Origin of the sequence: Amycolatopsis sp. (genome assembly GCF_035276945.1) — a bacterium.
In the GTDB taxonomy this organism is placed as follows: domain Bacteria; phylum Actinomycetota; class Actinomycetes; order Mycobacteriales; family Pseudonocardiaceae; genus Amycolatopsis_E.
Map to the genome: position 1 here is coordinate 56060 of NZ_DATELF010000102.1, position 17191 is coordinate 73250.

17 protein-coding genes are annotated in these 17191 nt (G+C 67.8%); 15 read left to right on the top strand and 2 right to left on the bottom strand.

Going from position 1 to position 17191, the window contains the following annotated elements; genetic code table 11:
- Window positions 1–4 precede the first annotated feature (4 nt).
- The 6 genes from fdh (at window position 5) to VJT49_RS17940 (ending at window position 9529) form a co-directional block, all read left to right on the top strand.
- Window positions 5–3142, top strand: coding sequence for a formate dehydrogenase (fdh, locus tag VJT49_RS17915; protein WP_324165977.1), 3138 nt, complete (start codon window positions 5–7; stop codon window positions 3140–3142).
- A gap of 42 nt (window positions 3143–3184) precedes the next feature.
- Complete coding sequence (locus VJT49_RS17920; RefSeq protein ID WP_324165978.1) at window positions 3185–3649, top strand: hypothetical protein; 465 nt, start codon at window positions 3185–3187, stop codon at window positions 3647–3649.
- Window positions 3650–3887: 238 nt separating this feature from the next.
- Window positions 3888–5504, top strand: a complete 1617-nt coding sequence (gene boxC, locus VJT49_RS17925) for a 2,3-epoxybenzoyl-CoA dihydrolase (protein WP_324165979.1) — start codon at window positions 3888–3890, stop codon at window positions 5502–5504.
- Between the two features lie 4 nt (window positions 5505–5508).
- The gene (gene boxB, locus VJT49_RS17930) at window positions 5509–6927 is read left to right on the top strand and encodes a benzoyl-CoA 2,3-epoxidase subunit BoxB (RefSeq protein ID WP_324165980.1); all 1419 of its coding nucleotides are present in this window, start codon (window positions 5509–5511) and stop codon (window positions 6925–6927) included.
- Between the two features lie 182 nt (window positions 6928–7109).
- Window positions 7110–8675, top strand: a complete 1566-nt coding sequence (locus VJT49_RS17935) for a benzoate-CoA ligase family protein (RefSeq protein ID WP_324165981.1) — start codon at window positions 7110–7112, stop codon at window positions 8673–8675.
- Window positions 8672–9529, top strand: coding sequence for an amidohydrolase family protein (locus VJT49_RS17940; protein WP_324165982.1), 858 nt, complete (start codon window positions 8672–8674; stop codon window positions 9527–9529). Before VJT49_RS17935 ends, VJT49_RS17940 begins: the two co-directional genes overlap by 4 nt.
- Window positions 9530–9532: 3 nt before the next feature.
- Here the strand turns inward: VJT49_RS17940 and VJT49_RS17945 are convergent, their stop codons facing one another.
- The gene (locus tag VJT49_RS17945; RefSeq protein WP_324165983.1) at window positions 9533–9916 is read right to left on the bottom strand and encodes a VOC family protein; all 384 of its coding nucleotides are present in this window, start codon (window positions 9914–9916) and stop codon (window positions 9533–9535) included.
- An 87-nt stretch (window positions 9917–10003) separates the two neighbouring features.
- Window positions 10004–10441, bottom strand: coding sequence for a MarR family winged helix-turn-helix transcriptional regulator (locus VJT49_RS17950; protein WP_324165984.1), 438 nt, complete (start codon window positions 10439–10441; stop codon window positions 10004–10006).
- A 90-nt stretch (window positions 10442–10531) separates the two neighbouring features.
- Between VJT49_RS17950 and VJT49_RS17955 the strand changes: the two genes are divergently transcribed.
- The 9 genes from VJT49_RS17955 to VJT49_RS17995 all read left to right on the top strand — a co-directional run.
- Complete coding sequence (locus VJT49_RS17955; RefSeq protein WP_324165985.1) at window positions 10532–11494, top strand: ring-cleaving dioxygenase; 963 nt, start codon at window positions 10532–10534, stop codon at window positions 11492–11494.
- 44 nt (window positions 11495–11538) lie between these two features.
- Window positions 11539–12156, top strand: a complete 618-nt coding sequence (locus VJT49_RS17960; protein ID WP_324165986.1) for an alpha/beta hydrolase — start codon at window positions 11539–11541, stop codon at window positions 12154–12156.
- A gap of 81 nt (window positions 12157–12237) precedes the next feature.
- Window positions 12238–13035 carry a class I SAM-dependent methyltransferase gene (locus VJT49_RS17965; protein WP_324165987.1) on the top strand — a complete coding sequence of 266 codons (798 nt, stop codon included), beginning with the start codon at window positions 12238–12240 and terminating at the stop codon, window positions 13033–13035.
- Window positions 13036–13075: 40 nt separating this feature from the next.
- Window positions 13076–13378: a LapA family protein gene (locus tag VJT49_RS17970; protein WP_324165988.1), complete on the top strand. Its 303-nt coding sequence runs from the start codon at window positions 13076–13078 to the stop codon at window positions 13376–13378.
- An 8-nt stretch (window positions 13379–13386) separates the two neighbouring features.
- Window positions 13387–14031 (top strand): Abi-alpha family protein, encoded by a 645-nt coding sequence (locus tag VJT49_RS17975; RefSeq protein WP_324165989.1) that lies wholly within the window; start codon window positions 13387–13389, stop codon window positions 14029–14031.
- Between the two features lie 212 nt (window positions 14032–14243).
- Window positions 14244–14744 carry a diaminobutyrate acetyltransferase gene (gene ectA, locus VJT49_RS17980; RefSeq protein ID WP_324165990.1) on the top strand — a complete coding sequence of 167 codons (501 nt, stop codon included), beginning with the start codon at window positions 14244–14246 and terminating at the stop codon, window positions 14742–14744.
- Window positions 14745–14786: 42 nt separating this feature from the next.
- Window positions 14787–16040: a diaminobutyrate--2-oxoglutarate transaminase gene (gene ectB / locus VJT49_RS17985; RefSeq protein ID WP_324165991.1), complete on the top strand. Its 1254-nt coding sequence runs from the start codon at window positions 14787–14789 to the stop codon at window positions 16038–16040.
- Window positions 16041–16059: 19 nt separating this feature from the next.
- Window positions 16060–16464: an ectoine synthase gene (locus VJT49_RS17990; protein WP_324165992.1), complete on the top strand. Its 405-nt coding sequence runs from the start codon at window positions 16060–16062 to the stop codon at window positions 16462–16464.
- A 60-nt stretch (window positions 16465–16524) separates the two neighbouring features.
- Window positions 16525–17191, top strand: a 667-nt coding sequence (locus VJT49_RS17995; RefSeq protein ID WP_414636010.1) for a phytanoyl-CoA dioxygenase family protein, incomplete at its 3' end; no start/stop codon positions are given.

Consider the following 17191-nt stretch of genomic DNA (forward strand, 5'->3'; position numbering starts at 1 on the left):
ATTCATGGGCGTGCGGCAGTGGATCGCGGGCTGGCCGGTGTACCGGCAGATCACCGGCCCCGACCGGACCGGACGGCGCGAAGCCGCGGCATCGAAACGCTCGCGCGGACTGCGTTCGCGCATCGAGGACGCCGACCGGATGGTGGCCTCCGTCTGCCCCTACTGTGCGGTGGGCTGCGGCCAGCGGGTCTACGTCAAGGACGGCCAGGTCACCCAGATCGAAGGCGACCCCGACTCCCCCATCTCGCGCGGCAGGCTGTGTCCGAAGGGTTCGGCGAGCAAGCAACTCGTGACCAGCCCCAGCCGGGTCAAGGAGGTGCTCTACCGGCGGCCGCACGCGACGGAGTGGGAGCGGTTGAGCCTCGACGACGCGATGGAGATGATCGCGGACCGCGTGCTCAGGACCCGGCGGGAGACCTGGCAGGACATCGACGAGCACGGCCGCCGCCTCGACCGCACGCTCGGCATCGCCAGCCTCGGCGGGGCGACGCTGGACAACGAAGAGAACTACCTGATGAAGAAGCTGTATACCGCGCTCGGCGCGATACAGATCGAGAATCAGGCCCGTATTTGACACTCTTCCACGGTTCCCGGTCTGGGAACCTCCTTCGGCCGTGGCGGCGCCACGACGTTCCAGCAAGATCTCGCCAACGCCGACTGCATCGTCATCCAGGGCTCGAACATGGCCGAGTGCCATCCCGTCGGGTTCCAGTGGGTGGTGGAGGCGAAGGCGCGCGGAGCGAAGATCATCCACATCGATCCGCGGTACACGCGCACCAGCGCGCTGGCACACCGGCACGTCCCGTTGCGGGCGGGGAGCGACATCGTCTTCCTCGGCGCGCTGATCAAGTACGTGCTGGACAACGAGAAGGACTTCCGCGAGTACGTCCTTGCCTACACCAACGCGGCCGCGATCCTGCGTGAGGACTTCCGCGACACCGAGGACCTCGACGGGCTGTTCTCCGGGTTCGATCTCCAGCAGCGTCACTACGAAGCCGAAACCTGGGCATACGAGGAGACCGAGACGGCTCCGGCCGCGGGGCAACGGGAAGTCACGAGTGGCCACCACAAGCACACGGCCAGGGCGGAGATGTACGGCAGCGGCGGCGCGACCATGCGCATCAAGCCGAAACGGGACGAGACGCTGACCCATCCCCGGTGCGTCTACCAGGTGCTCAAGCGGCACTTCTCCCGGTACACCCCGGAACTGGTCCAGGACGTCTGCGGCATCCCGCCCGAGCAGTTCTTCGCGGTGGCCGAGGCGATCACCGAGAACTCGGGGCGGGAGCGCACCACGGCCTGGGTCTACTCCGTGGGCTGGACGCAGCACACGGTCGGCGCGCAGTACATCCGGACCGCGGCGATCCTGCAGGCGCTGCTCGGCAACGTCGGCCGGCCCGGCGGGGGAATCCTGGCGTTGCGCGGGCACGCCAGCATCCAGGGCTCGACCGACATCCCGACCCTGTTCAACCTGCTGCCCGGCTACATCCCGATGCCGAGCGTCCACCACGTCGACCTGGACGGCTTCGTCGAGGCCGACGCCGGGCGGGCCGGCTTCTGGGGCAACATGCGGTCGTACGTGGTGAGCTTGCTGAAGGCGTACTGGGGCGAGCATGCCCGGCCGGACAACGACTTCCGGTTCGGCCACCTGCCGCGGCTCACCGGGAACCACGGTACCTACACCACGGTGATGAACCAGATTTCCGGCGAGTGCAAGGGTTACTTCCTGGTCGGCGAGAACCCGGCGGTCGGCTCGGCGAACGGGAAGCTGCAGCGACTGGGACTGGCCAATTTGGACTGGCTGGTGGTGCGCGATCTTCAGCTGATCGAGAGCGCGACGTTCTGGCAGAACGGACCCGAGATCGAAAGCGGCGAACTGCGCACGACGGAGATCGGTACCGAGGTCTTCTTCCTGCCGGCGGCCGCGCACACCGAGAAGGACGGCAGCTTCACCAATACCCAGCGCCTGCTGCAATGGCACCACAAGGCCGTCGAACCGCCCGGCGACGCGCGGAGCGACCTGTGGTTCTACTACCACCTCGGCCGGATCATCCAGGACAAGCTCGCCTCCAGCGACGACCCGCGCGATCTGCCCATCCAGGAGCTCAACTGGAACTACCCGGCCGAGGGTGTCCTCGCCGAGCCCAGCGCGGAGGCCGTCCTCGCCGAGATCAACGGTACCGGGCCGAAGGGCCCGCTGTCGGCCTACACGGAACTCGCCGACGACGGGTCGACGTCCTGCGGCTGCTGGATCTACTGCGGGGTCTACGCCGACGGCCACAACCACGCCGCCAACCGGAAACCGCGGTCCGAACAGAGTTATGTCGCGCCCGAGTGGGCCTGGGCCTGGCCCGCCAACCGGCGCATTCTGTACAACCGCGCCTCCGCGGATCCCGAGGGCAGGCCGTGGAGCGAGCGGAAACGCTACGTCTGGTGGGACGCCTCGGCGGGCAGGTGGACCGGCGAGGACGTGCCCGACTTCGAGCCGACCAAGGCTCCGGGCTACCGGCCCCCGGAAGGTGCGCGGGCGCAGGACGCCCTTTCCGGTGTCGACCCGTTCGTCATGCAGTCCGACGGAAAGGCCTGGCTGTTCGCGCCGGCCGGGCTCGCGGACGGGCCGCTGCCCACGCACTACGAGCCCGCCGAGTCACCGGTCGACAACCCGCTCTACCGGGAACAGGCCAACCCGGTCCGCGAGATTTACCGGCACCCCGCCAACCAGCCCAACGACGAGCGCCACCCCTACGTGTTCACCACCTACCGCCTGACCGAGCACCACACCGCGGGCGGCATGAGCCGGACCCTGCCGGTGCTGTCGGAGTTGCAACCGGAGTTCTTCTGCGAGGTCTCGCCGGAACTGGCGGCCGAACGTGGTCTGGAGCATCTGGGCTGGGCCACCATCGTCTCGGCGCGCGCGACCATCGAGGCCAGGGTCCTGATCACCGAGCGCATCAAGCCACTGCGGGTCAGGGGAAGGACCGTGCACCAGGTCGGTCTCCCGTACCACTGGGGACAAAATGGACTGTCCACAGGGGACTCGGCGAACGACCTGCTGTCGGTGGTGCTCGACCCGAACGTGCACATCCAGGAGTCCAAGGCGGCGACCTGCGACATCCGTCCGGGCAGGCGGTTTCACCACTGAGCGGGGCGGGTACCCCAGGCGGGCGTAGGAGAGGAGCCCGTCGTGGACACGAATGCCTATTTGGTCTTTCTGGTGGTGGGCGTGATACTGGTCCTGATCGACGGCCAGATCATCTACCACAGTGGTAAGCGCTATCTGAACAGGGGAGACACCGAGGCCGGTGGCTCGATGATCAACCTGGTCACGATGCTGTTCCACCTGGTCGTGCTGGGGTTGGTCGCGCTGATCTCGACCATCGACTTTCCCAACGACAACTCGCCGACCTCGATCATCGCGCGCATCGGCGTCCTACTGCTGGTACTGGCGCTCGCGCACGGCGTGACCATCGGTGTGCTCGCGCGGATGCGTGAAGAGCAGGTCGCGGAGAACATCACGACCCGGATGAACGAGCCGGTCGGCGGCCGGCTCACCGAGCCCACGGTCGACCCGGTGCCCGGCCAGGACGGCGTCCGCCCCCGGCCGAGCCCGAGCATCGAGCAGCAGCGGCAGTACACCACCGGGCCCTGATCCGCAGACCTCGCCGCCTGCCCGCGAGTCCCGCCTTCGCGGTGCGCGAGTCCCACACTCGTGCACCGCGAAAGCCGGACTCGGGTGTCGCGAGAGCCGGACTCACACGTCACGAAGGCCCGACTCACTTGTTACGAAAGCCCGACTCGCCTGTCACGAAAGCCCGACTCGCTTGTCGACGCCGGATTCGGTCTACATCAACATTGACGTACGGGAACAAGTTGTAGAAAATTGCGGCATGACGAAGGTGTCGTTCGACCGGCATCCCGATGGTTACCAGCACTGGCGCCTCCGGACCGAGCCGCCGATCGCGTGGCTCGAACTGGACGTCGATGAGCTGGGCGGGCTGGTCCCCGGCTACGAGCTCAAGCTCAACTCCTACGACCTGGGCGTGGACATCGAGCTCTACGATGCCGTCCAGCGCCTGCGCTTCGAGCATCCCGAGGTGCGCACGGTGGTGATCACCAGCGCGAAGGAAAACGTTTTCTGCGCGGGCGCGAACATCCGGATGCTGGCCGCTTCCTCGCACGAGTGGAAGGTGAACTTCTGCAAGTTCACCAACGAGACGCGCAACGCGATCGAGGACGCCACCGAGAACTCCGGTCAGGTCTACGTCGCCGCGGTGAACGGCAGCTGCGCCGGCGGCGGCTACGAAATCGCGTTGGCCTGCGAGAAGATCCTGCTGGTCGACGACAACTCCTCGACGGTGGCGCTGCCCGAGGTGCCGTTGCTGGGCGTGCTGCCCGGGACCGGCGGCCTGACGCGGGTGGTGGACAAGCGACGGGTCCGCAGGGATCGCGCGGACGTCTTCGCCACCCGTCCGGACGGGATCAAGGGGCGCACCGCGGTGGACTGGCGGCTGGTCGACGAACTGCTACCCCGCCAGGGTTTCCGCGACGCGGTCGCCCGCCGTGCCCGCGAACTCGCCGCCCACGGCCGTCGCCCCGAGGATGTGGCGGGCATCGAGCTGACGCCCCTCGAGCGGACGGAAACGGCGGATTCCATCGCCTACCGCGATGTTTCCGCGGAGTTCGACCGCGGCCTCGGCGCGGTCACCATCACCGTGCGAGGACCGGGCGAAGGAGATTGGCTGCTCACCACGACACGCGAGCTGGACGACCTGATCCTCCGCCTGCGCACCAACGAACCCGAACTCGGTACGTGGGTCTTCCGCACCGAAGGTGACCCGGACGCGGTACTGGCGCACGAGCGCGAGGTGCTCGGCGCCAACGACTGGCTGTCCAACGAGATCCTGCACTACTACAAACGCACGCTGAAACGACTGGACGTCACCAGCCGCAGCCTGATCGCGTTGATCGAACCGGGCAGCTGTTTCGCCGGGGTGTTGCTGGAGCTGGCGCTGGCCTGCGACCGTCAGTACATTTTGGATGGTCCACCGATCAATGACGAGGACAGCGAGGAACGCGCGTCGATCATGTTGACGGGCGCCAACTTCGGGGCGTTCCCGATGGGCAACGGCCTGTCCAGGCTGGAGTGCCGGTTCTACCGCGAAACCGATCACCTCGACTGGCTCAAGCGCGAGCGTGACCGGCGGCTGGAGCCGCGCGAAGCCCTCGAACTCGGCTTGGTCACCGACGCGCCCGACGACCTGGACTGGGAGGACGAGATCAGGATCGTGCTCGAGGGCCGGGGGGCGCTGAGCCCCGACGCGCTGACCGGGATGGAGGCCAACCACCGGTTCGTGGGCCCGGAGACGATCGAGACCAAGATCTTCGGGCGGCTGACCGCCTGGCAGAACTGGATCTTCACCAGGCCCAACGCTTCGGGGCCGGAGGGCGCGCTGCGCCGGTACGGCACCGGGCAGAAGGCGACCTTCGACCGCAAACGGGTGTGACGAGATGCCGGAGAAGATCGACTACGACGTCAAGATCCCCAACAACGTCGACCTGTCCGCCGACCGCAGGCTCCAGCGGGCGCTGGAGGGCTGGCAGCCGAAGTTCATGAACTGGTGGGCCGAGATGGGGCCCACGCTGGAAACGCACGGGGTCTACCTGCGTACCGCGGTCAGCGTCGGCCGGGAGGGCTGGGCGCATTTCGACCACGTCGACCTGCCGGACTACCGGTGGGGGATCTTCCTCGCCGAGCGCGACCCCGGCCGCACGATCGCCTTCGGTGAGCACCAGGGCGAGCCGGCGTGGCAGCAGGTTCCCGGCGAGTACCGGGCCGACCTGCAGCGGCTGATCGTGATCCAGGGCGACACCGAACCGGCGTCGGTCGAGCAGCAGAAGCTGCTCGGGCTGACCGCCCCCAGCCTCTACGACCTGCGCAACCTCTTCCAGGTCAACGTGGAAGAGGGCAGGCACCTCTGGGCCATGGTCTACCTGCTGCACGCCTACTTCGGCCGCGAAGGCCGCGAGGAGGCCGAAGGGCTGCTCTACCGCAACTCCGGGAGCCCGGACAAACCGCGGATCCTGGGCGCCTTCAACGAGGAGACCGCCGACTGGCTGGCCTTCTACATGTTCACCTACTTCACCGACCGGGACGGCAAGTACCAGCTCGGCACGCTCAAGGAATCCGCCTTCGACCCGCTGTCGCGCACCTGCGAGTTCATGTTGAAGGAGGAGGCGCACCACATGTTCGTGGGCACCACCGGCGTGGACCGGGTGGTGCAGCGCAGCGCCGAGTTGATCCGCGGGCACGACACGATGGACATCGGCCCGCACGGCGGGATCCCGCTGGAGATCATCCAGCGTTACCTCAACTTCCACTACACCGTCTCGCTCGACCTGTTCGGCGGCGAAACCTCCACCAACGCGGCGAACTACTACACCGCCGGGCTCAAGGGTCGCTGGATGGAGACCCGCCGCAAGGACGACCACAAACTGACCGACGACAGCGCGGACCTGGAACGGCCCCGCGAGGACGGCACCTGGGAGCACGACGAGCTGCAGAAGATCCTGCTGCTCAACCTCGACCTGCGAACCGAGTACATCGCCGACTGTCAGTCGGGCGTGAAGCGGTGGAACAAGATCCTCGAAGACGCCGAGATCGACTTCCGCCTCCGGCTGCCGCATCCTGGTTTCAACCGGCAGGTGGGCATAAACTCCGGCCACCACATCACCCCGGATGGAACGATCGTGGACGAGCAGACCTGGCAGGCCGGGAAGAAGCGCTGGTTGCCGACCAGTGAGGATCTCTCGTTCGTCCGCTCCCTGATGCGGCCGGTCCACGAGCGGGGGAAGATCGCGAGCTGGGTCGCCCCGCCCCGGCAGGGCATCAACGGCAAGCCGTTCGAGTACGAGTACGTGTACCTGTAGGACGTGAGGTGACCCGCGATGAACAGCACCTACGGTACTCGGGCGGGCACTGGGCGCGCCTTCTTGGCCGCCGTCGTGGGGGCAGGACGCCAAGCAGAACAAACGGGACCAGTGTCGGTGACCAGCGCCGTGTCCACGCGACCGCGGGGACGCGTGAATCCGGGAGAAAATCGGAGGCGGGCATGGGTGGGTTCAACGCGGCGGATTACCTGCTCGACCGGCACGTACGGGACGGCGACGGCGGCCGTACCGCGGTCGTCACGTCCGGGCGGACGCTGAACTACGCCGAACTCGCCGACGCGGCACACCGGGTGGCGGGCGGGCTCGCCGGGATCGGTGTGCGCCCGGAGGAACGGGTCATGCTCTGCATGGTGGACGGGGTCGAGATGCTGACCGCGATTCTCGGCGCGATGTACCTCGGCGCGGTTCCGGTGCCGGTGTCCACCATGGTGACCGGTCCCGAGCTGGGCAAGGTGCTGGCCGACTCGCGCGCCAGGGTGCTGTGCGTGTCGAACGAGTTCACCACGGCGGCCAAGGCGGCGATCGGGCTGGCGCCGGAGGTCACCGACGTCGTACTCGACCGTGCGGATCCGAGCTGTTTCGCCGGCCGCGTGCGGACCCGCGAGTGGGCCGAGCTGTCCACATCGGACGCTCATGAGGGGTATGTCACCTGGGAGGATTCTCCGGCACTCTGGCTCTACACCTCAGGGACCACGGGTGAGCCGAAGGGCGCGATGCACCGGCACGCGAGCATTCGCGCGGTCTGCGAAACCTACGGCCGCCAGGTGCTCGGGATCGGCTCGGGCGACCGGTGCTTCTCGGTCGCGAAACTGTTCTTCGCCTATGGGATCGGAAATTCGGCGTTCTTCCCGTTGTCGGTGGGGGCGAGCGCGATACTGGAACCCGGTAGGCCGAATCCGCAAACGGTCGCCGAACGGATCCGCACGGGTCGCCCCACCCTGTTCTTCGGGGTGCCGACGTTCTACGCGGCCCTGCTCGCCAGCGACCTCCCGGACGACACGTTTTCCTCGGTGCGCCAAGCGGTTTCGGCAGGCGAGCCGCTGCCCGCGGTGCTGTTCGAACGGTTCCGGGCCCGGTTCGGTGTGGAGATCCTGGACGGTATCGGCTCCACCGAGGCGCTGCACATCTTCCTGTCGAACCGCTCCGGCCAGGCGGTACCCGGTACCACCGGCTTCCCCGTGCCGGGTTACGACGTGGAGATCCGTGACGCCACCGGATCGCCGATCGTGGAAACCGGCCAGCCGGGCGAGCTCTACGTGCGGGGACCGTCCACCGCGTGCGGCTACTGGAGCCGCTACGAGACGACGAAACGCGTTTTCCAGGGCGAGTGGCTGCGCACCGGCGACAGCTACGTCCGTAACCCCGACGGCACCTACACCTGCCTCGGCCGGTTCAACGACATGCTGAAGGCGGGCGGCATCTGGGTATCGCCGTCCGAAGTGGAGCAACGTCTGCTGCAGCATCCCGACGTCGCCGAGGTGGCCGTGGTCGCCGCGCCGGACGAGGACGGCATCGAGAAGCCCGTCGCCTGTGTGGTCGCGACGCCCGGCCGGGAAGTCGACGAACAGGCCCTGATCGATTTCTGCCGCGAAGGGCTGGCCTCCTTCAAGCGGCCGCGAGCGGTGGTGCGCGTCACCGAACTGCCGAAGACCGCGACAGGCAAGATCCGCCGCAACGTCATCCGCGAACTGGTTCACGATTCTCTGCGCCCGGGGGCTCTGACTTGATAGGCGGCAGGACGGTCGTCGACGCGCACGTGCACGCTCCGCGGCTGAGCACGGTGAAACCGGCGTGGTTCGAGTGGGCCGAAAAGTTCTCCGGATGCCACGACTGGCGTTCGGTCTACGACGACAACGGGGATCCGGTGCCGGCCAAGCTGGACGCGTTGCTGGCGGCCGAGGGCGTCGACCGTGCGCTCCTGTTCTGCGAGTACAGCCCACGCGCGACCGGAATCCAGCCGATCGAGGCCCTGCTGCCGATCGTGGCGCACAACCCGGAACGCTTCCGGCTGGTCGCGAACGTCAACCCCCACCTGCACCATCCGCTGGCCGCCGAGGTGGAGCGTCAGCTCGACCTCGGCGCGGTCGCGCTCAAACTGCACCCGGTGCACGGCGCGTTCTCCCCGGTGGACAAGGAGCTTTACCCCGCGTACCAGGTGTGCGCGGACCGCGGCGTGCCGGTGATCGTGCATTCGGGCACGAGCAGCTTTCCCGGTGCACGCGCGAGCTTCGGCAATCCGGAACTGCTTTCGGACGTGGTCGAGGACTTTCCCCGGCTGCGGTTCGTGTTCGCGCACGGTGGGCGTGGCTGGTGGTACGACGTCGCGGCCTTCCTGGCGCTGGCGCGGGACAACGTCTGGCTCGACCTCGCCGGCTTGCCGCCGAAGAAACTGCCCGAGTACTACGCCCGGTTCGACTTCACCCGGCTGGCGGGGAAGTTCGTTTTCGGCACCGACTGGCCCGGCGTGCCCGGTGCCCGCCGGAACGTCGGGGCACTCGGAAATCTCGGCCTGCCCGCCGATGTCCTCACCGGTGTGCTGTCCGCCAACGCCGCGAAGCTCTTTCCCGGCCTCGGAATTTGAGGGTTACTCGGTGACCTGGTGCAGGCACAGGATGTTGCCTTCGGTGTCGGTGAACCAGGCCGCCTTTTCGTCGCCGAGGGTGGCGATGTGGTTGACCGTTCGCAGCTCACCGGAATCGAAGTCCTGGAACTCGGCGCCCCGCCGCTCGAGTTCCGACACCTCGGCCTCGATGTCGGACACCTCGAAGCTCATCGCCGTGTTCTGGCTCGGCACGGGGTTCGGCAGCGGCCGGAGCCCGATCGCGTCACCGTGGCCGGCCTCGAAGTAGCAGGTGCCGTCCTGGGCTGTCGCGATCTTGCGGAGGCCCAGCGTGTCGGCATAGAACTGACTGGCGCGGATCGCGTCCCGCACGGGGAGCATGGTGGTGACTGCCGATTCGGTGAGCATTCGGCCTCCTTCCGGCCAGGGCGCCGCGGCCTTTCAGCGGCGTGACCAAACCATCGTGCTACTCCGGATGGCCTAGGGCAACCGAGGTCAGCCGTTGACCCGGCGTAGCGTCCGCATCGCCTCGGCCAGTGCCTCGGCGCCCTCGGGGCCAAGCGGTTCGAGGACGCGGCGGCGAAGGATTTCGGCGCACGCCTGCCGTGCCTTGTCCGCGACTTCACGGCCGTGCCCGGTGAGTTGCGCGTAGGTCACCCGCCGGTCGTGGGGGCTGGGTGCGCGGAAGATCAGGTTCGCGGCCACCATCCGGTCGGCGACCTTGGTGAAACCGCCGCTGGAGAGGGTTGCCTCGGTGGCGAGCCTGGTCATCGGGAGCTGGTGGCCGGGGGTGCGGATCAGCCGCAGCAGGATGTCGAAGGTCGCCGGCGTGAGACCGAAGCGGTCGGCGATCTCGCCCATGAGCTTGTCCTGGGTCGCGAGGTAGCCCTCGATCACCAGTCCCCACCAGGTCACGATCTCGTCATCAACCACGACGCGCAGTCTAGCAGGGTTATCTTCCGGGAATATATCTTGCGCGCGAGATGTTGTCTGGATTAGCTTCGATCCAGCGAGGAGGATCCGATGAGCATCAAGACCGGCGGCCTGCACCACGTCACCGCGATCGGCGGTGACCCGCAGCGCAACGCCGACTTCTACCTGCGCACGCTCGGGCTGCGGCTGGTGAAGACGACCGTCAACTTCGACGACCCCGGCACCTACCACCTCTACTACGGCGACGAGTCCGGCAAACCCGGGTCGCTGCTGACCTTCTTCCCCTGGCGGGACGCCCCGGGCGGGCGCCGCGGCACCGGCCAGGCCACCACGACCTCCTTCTCCGTCCCGGAGAACTCCATCGGCTGGTGGAAGGCCCACCTCGCCGAGGCGGGCGTGACCACCGGACGCGTCGCCAACCGCGACGGCGAGGACGTGCTGACCTTCCACGATCCGGACGGCCTGCAGATCGCACTGGTGGCACATCCCCAGGGCGACCCGCGCGACCCGTGGGACAACGGGCACGTGCCGGCCGAACACGCGATCCGTGGCCTGCACTCGGTGACCCTTTCCGTGGTCAAGGAGGACGCGACCGCCGAGATGTTCGGCGACCTCGGCCTGACCTTCACCGGCCAGGACGGCAACCGCCTGCGGTTCAGCGCCGGCGAAGGCGGGCCCGGTGCGATGGTCGACGTCCTGGTCACCCCGGACGCGCTCCCCGGCGTGGTCGCGTCGGGCACCGTGCACCACGTCGCCTGGCGGGCGCCCGACGAGGCCACGCAGGCAGGCTGGCGCGAGGAACTCGTCGGCCGCGGCGTGTCGGTCACGTCCATTTTGGACCGCCAGTACTTCCGTTCGATCTACTTCCATGAGCCGGGCGGGACCTTGCTCGAGGTGGCCACCGACCAGCCCGGGTTCGCGATCGACGAGCCGTTGCTGGAACTGGGCCGCGCGCTCAAGCTCCCGCCATGGCTGGAGCCGAACCGCGAGCAGATCGAGCACGTGCTGCCCAAGCTCAACCTGCCCGGCGAGAACAACCCGGAACTGGCGTGAATGCTCCTGCCTCAAGCCGCGCGTGGCCTCGCGGAGGAAACCGCGTGAACGCCCCGGACCACAAGTTCGTGCCGGGCTCGCCGGACGCGCCGGTGCTGCTGCTCCTGCACGGCACCGGCGGCGGCCCGGACGACCTCCTCGGCCTGGGGCGGGAGCTGAGCCCGTCCTCGGCGCTGCTCGCCCCGGCCGGGCCGGTGTCCGAGTACGGCGCCGCGCGGTGGTTCCGCCGCCTTGCCGAGGGTGTCTTCGACTACGACGACGTCGTGGCCAGGGCGAACCAGCTCGCTGACTTCGTCCTCGACACCCGTGTGCGGTACGGGTTCGGGCAACGGCTCGTCGCGGTCGGTTTCTCCAACGGTGCCAACATCGCCGGAGCGGTGACCCTGCTGCGACCGGACGTCCTGCGGGAGGCGGCGCTGTTCGCCTCGATGCTGCCCGTGCCCGCCGCGCGGGCCACGGGTTCGCTCTCCGGCAGCCGCGTCTTCCTGTCCAATGGGGAGCGTGACCCGATGGCGCCACTGAAGTCCACCGAGCGGTTCGTCGAACTGCTGCGGGAACGCTCGGCGGACGTGACCGTGCACCGGCACCCGGGTGGGCATCAGGTCACGCTGGACGCGGTGCGGGCGGCGAAGACCTGGTTGGCGGGGCCGAAAGACTCCTAGCCCTCGCTGACCGAGGGCCGGCGACAACACCTTCGGAAGCCGGCAGTTTTCCCATACCCGGGAAATGCGCACAATGAGCGCATGCCGGACGCGCTCGAACAGTGGTCGGAACAGCTCGCGGCCTGGGCCATTCCCGAGCACATCCTCGCCGGGACACCCGAGTCGCCGTGGGTGCTCAACCGAAAGGTCTTCGTCCGCAGGGTCGAGAAGCAACTGGCCGGGCCCCGGACACCGACGCATGCGGCCGTGCTCGAAGCGCTCGCCGGATCCGGGACCGTGCTCGACGTCGGCGCCGGTGCCGGAGCGGCGAGCCTGCCCTGCGCCTCGGCCATCACGCACGTGACCGCGGTCGACATCGATGCCGAGTTGCTGGCCGAGTTCGCCGCGCGCGCCACCGTCCCGCACCGGCTCGTCGAGGGGCGCTGGCCGGATGTCGGTGCGCCCCGGGCGGATGTGGTGGTCTGCGCGAACGTGCTCTACAACGCCCCGGACCTGGCATCCTTCGTGCGAGCGCTGACCGGGCATGCCCACCGCAAGGTGGTCGTGGAGATCGCCGAGGCCCATCCGCTCACCACACTCAACGCTCTGTGGCGGCATTTCCACGGCATCGACCGGCCTGCCGGCCCGACCGCGGACGACGCGCTCGCCGCACTCCGCCAGTTGGGCATCGACCCGGAGGTCGTGCGCTGGCGCCGGGAACCGTTGCGGCACCAGCCCTTCGAGGAGGCCGTGGACGTGACTCGCCGGCAGCTGTGCCTGCCGCCGGAGCGGGCGGGCGAAATCGCCCACGAGTTGCGCCGCACCGCTCCTTCAGGCCGCGGGACGCACGGAATGGTGACCTTCGCCTGGGGCTCGGCACGCCTCACCCGCGCGGTGTGAAGGGTCGGCGAAACGGCTTGATCCGGGCCACAATGAAGGAATGACCAACCGGCCTGAAGGAGAGGCGGGCACTCGGGCCAGCCCGGACAAGCGGACCCGGGCGAGCGGCACTTGGGTGGCCGTACTCGTCGCGCTCGCCGTGCTCGTCTTCCTTGTCATCTTCATCGTGCAGAACCTGGGCACCACCTCGGTGTACTTCCTCGGCGTGACGTGGATGATGCCGCTGGCGGTCGCGATGCTGTGCTCCGCGGTCGCCGGGGCGCTCATCGTCGCTCTGGCCGGCGGTGCTCGTGTGGTCCAGTTGCGCAACGCGAACCGGAAGGCGCGCAAGGCCCTGCAATAATCCGGTTCGTGTCCGGTGAAGACGAAGGGGATCTGGGGGCCTGCCCCCAGGCGGGGTCGGGGGGTGGCACTCCCAGCGGGCAGGGCGGTCCGGGCGGCCGCGCCCCCGGAGGTCTTGTGCGGCGAGCCGCGCGCCTCGTCGGCTCGTCACTGACCCGCCCGTTCGTCACGGACGTGACCGAGGTGGACCCGCTGCGAGCGGCCATGAAGGAGTTGCTGGTCACCTCCGCCGAATTCGATCCCGAGCGGGCCCGCGAGGATCTCCACGCGACGGTCCTGTCCCGGCTCACTCCGGACGAAGCACGCATCCTCTCCGTACTGGCGACCGGTACCGCGTTCCCCGTGGTCGACGTCGTCGCCGGGGACCGGGTCGTGCTGCGCAACGCGTCGACGGTCGGCGAGTCGGCCGGGGTCACGCTGCCGGACGAGGTCCCGAGCTACCTGGGCAGGCTCGACGGGCTCGGTCTCGTCGACATCGACGGAGAGTGCGCCGAGCTTGGCCCGCAGTACGAGATCCTCAGGACCGACCCGCTGGTCCGGGCGGCGCGAGCAGCGGCCAAACGGACGAAGCTTCGCCGGCGGACGGTCCGCCTCTCCGGCTTCGGCGCCCGGTTCTGGGCCGCGTGTAACCCGGATGCGACTCGCGCGCGGTGAACATCGCCACTACCTTGTAACGAACAACATGGCCTCGGCGCTAAGTAAACAAGCGCCGCGGGGCGACACTGGGCCCGGTAGCACATCCGGCACCGTGATCGCAACGTTTTTGTCGGCATTATCACGTGTGTTTCTTCGTTGTTGCAGGTAGGTCGCCTGTGGCGAAAGTGTTGCCCTGAACGGTCTAATAGATTCTGTTAGCTTGTTTTGACATGTCGGGAAAGCACTTGATCGAATCTCCGACCAAGGTAGACGGTGCCGCGCTATGGCGAATCGCACGGGATTCGCAGAAGCTGGATCTCAACTCGCCCTATGCGTATCTGTTGTGGTGCCGCGATTTCGCGGACTCGACGGTGGTGGCGAAAGTAGACGGTCAACCGGTCGGGTTCGTGATCGCCTATCGCAGACCGGCCGCGCCGGACACGGCGCTGGTGTGGCAGGTCGCCGTGGACGTGTCGCAGCGCGGTCGTGGCCTGGCGGGAGCGCTGCTGGACGAACTGTTCGCCCGCCTCGTCCCGCGTGGCGTGGCGTACCTGGAGACCACCATCACGCCGGACAACAAGGCTTCGATCAACCTGTTCACGTCGTTCGCGCGGCGGTGGCACGCCGAACTGGCCAGCTCCACCCTGTTCGCGCGCTCGGACTTTCCGGACGACGAAGTGCTGCACGAGCAGGAGGACCTGTACCGTATCGGACCGCTTTCCTTGGCATAGCAATGAAAATCACGCCCATCTAGTCGGGAGATGGAAGCAGCAGTGAGCATCTTCGAAAAGCTCGAGTCCGAAGTACGTAGCTACAGCCGGGGGTGGCCGGTCGTGTTCGACCGTGCCGTGGGCAGCCGGCTCTACGCCGAGGACGGCACACCGTATCTGGACTTCTTCGCCGGCGCCGGCGCACTCAACTACGGGCACAACAACCCGCGGCTGAAACAGGCGCTGCTGGACTACTTCGCGCGGGACGGGGTGACCCACGCCCTGGACATGTTCACCGTGGCCAAGCGGGACCTGCTGGAGACCTTGGCGGAGAAGATCCTCAGGCCGCGGGAGCTGGACTACAAGGTGATCTTCCCGGGGCCGGGCGGGGCCAACGCGGTCGAGGCCGCGTTGAAACTCGCGCGCAAGGTGACCGGCAAGGAGTCGGTCATCAACTTCACCAACGCCTTCCACGGCATGACTCTGGGCGCGCTGTCGGTCACCGGGAACTCGATGAAACGCAGTGGCGCGGGCATTCCGCTCGTGCACGCCACGCCGATGCCCTACGACCAGTACTTCGACGGCGTGTACCCGGACTTCCTGTACTTCGAGCGGCTGCTCGATGACGCCGGCAGCGGGCTGAACGAGCCGGCCGCGGTGATCGTCGAGACCGTGCAGGGCGAGGGCGGCATCAACGCGGCGGGCGTCGAATGGCTGCGAGGCCTGGCCGAACTGTGCAAGCGGCACGGGATCCTGCTGATCGTGGACGACGTTCAGATGGGGTGCGGGCGCACCGGCCCGTTCTTCTCCTTCGAGGACGCCGGGATCGTGCCGGACATCGTGTGCCTGTCCAAGTCCATTGGCGGATATGGGCTTCCGCTCGCGCTCACGCTCATCAAGCCGGAGCTGGACGTGTGGGAGCCGGGTGAGCACAACGGGACCTTCCGGGGCATCAACCCGGCGTTCGTCACCGCGGCCGAGGCACTGCGTGCGTACTGGAGCGACGACGCGCTGGAGAAGTCGACCCGTGCCAAGGGCGAACGCGTCGGGAACGCGCTAAAGGGCATCGTGGAGTCCTATCCGGACGCGGGACTGGCGGCCAAGGGCCGGGGGCTGGCCCGCGGTGTCGAGTTCGCCGCCGGCGAGCTGGCCGGCCGGGTGTGTGCCGCGGCGTTCGAGCGTGGTCTGCTGCTGGAGACCTCCGGGCCGGGCGGCGAGGTGGCGAAGTTGCTGCCGCCGTTGACCCTCACGGACGCCGAGCTCGACGAGGGCCTGGAAATCATCGACGAGTCCGTAAAAGCCGTTCTGGGCAAGTAAACGAAAGTAAGGGAGAGCCGTGATCGTTCGCACCCTCGACGAAATCACCGACACCGACGCCGATGTGAAGACGCCGAACTGGCGGAGCAAGCGCATCGTGCTGGCCAAGGAGAAGGCCGGGTTCTCGGTGCACGAGACCACGCTGTATGCGGGGACCGTCAGCGACTTCTGGTACGCCAACCATGTCGAAGCCGTGTTCGTCTATGAGGGTGAAGGCGAGATCACCAACAAGGAAACCGGGGAGACCTTTCCGCTCCGCCCCGGTTCCTTGTACCTGCTCGACAAGCACGACAAGCATCAGGTGCGCCCGAAGACGGACATGCGTACGGTGTGTGTGTTCAACCCGCCGGTCACCGGCCGCGAGGTGCACGACGAGCACGGCGTCTACCCACTGATCACCGAGGACGACGCCGCGGCGAAATAACGCCGCGGCGGTCCGGGAGCCGAAACAAGGCGTTTGAGGAGGCGAATCGCTTTGACCGTCATGGACACCGGCGTCGAGGACGTCTATCCGACCCGAGTCACCGGCGAAGCACATCCGATCGACCGTGTCGACCCGACCGTCTGGGGCACCGAGACGGACGGCCCGATCGACGCGGCCACCCTCGCGTCGCACGACGCGGCGGGCTACCACATCGTCGAGGGGCTGCTGTCCCCGGCGGAGGTGCAGGCCTACTGGCGGGAGCTCGTCCGGCTGTCGAGCGACCCGGAGCTCAAGGCCGACGAACGCACCATCACCGAGAAGAAGAGCGGCGAGGTCCGCTCGATCTTCGAGGTGCACAAGATCAGCGAGCTGATCAGCGAACTCGTCCGCGATCCGCGCGTTCTCGACCGGGCGAGGCAGATCCTGGGCTCCGAGGTCTACATCCACCAGAGCCGGGTGAACTACATGCCGGGCTTCCGCGGCACCGGGTTCTACTGGCACTCCGACTTCGAGACCTGGCACGCCGAGGACGGCATGCCGGTGCCACGTGCGGTGAGCTGCTCGATCTCGCTGACCGAGAACTTCGCCCACAACGGCTGCCTGATGATCATGCCCGGCTCGCACCGGACGTTCGTGTCGTGCGTCGGCGAGACGCCCGTCGAGCACTACCGGGAGTCGCTGCGGGAGCAGGAGATCGGCACGCCCGACCCGGACAGCCTCACCGTCC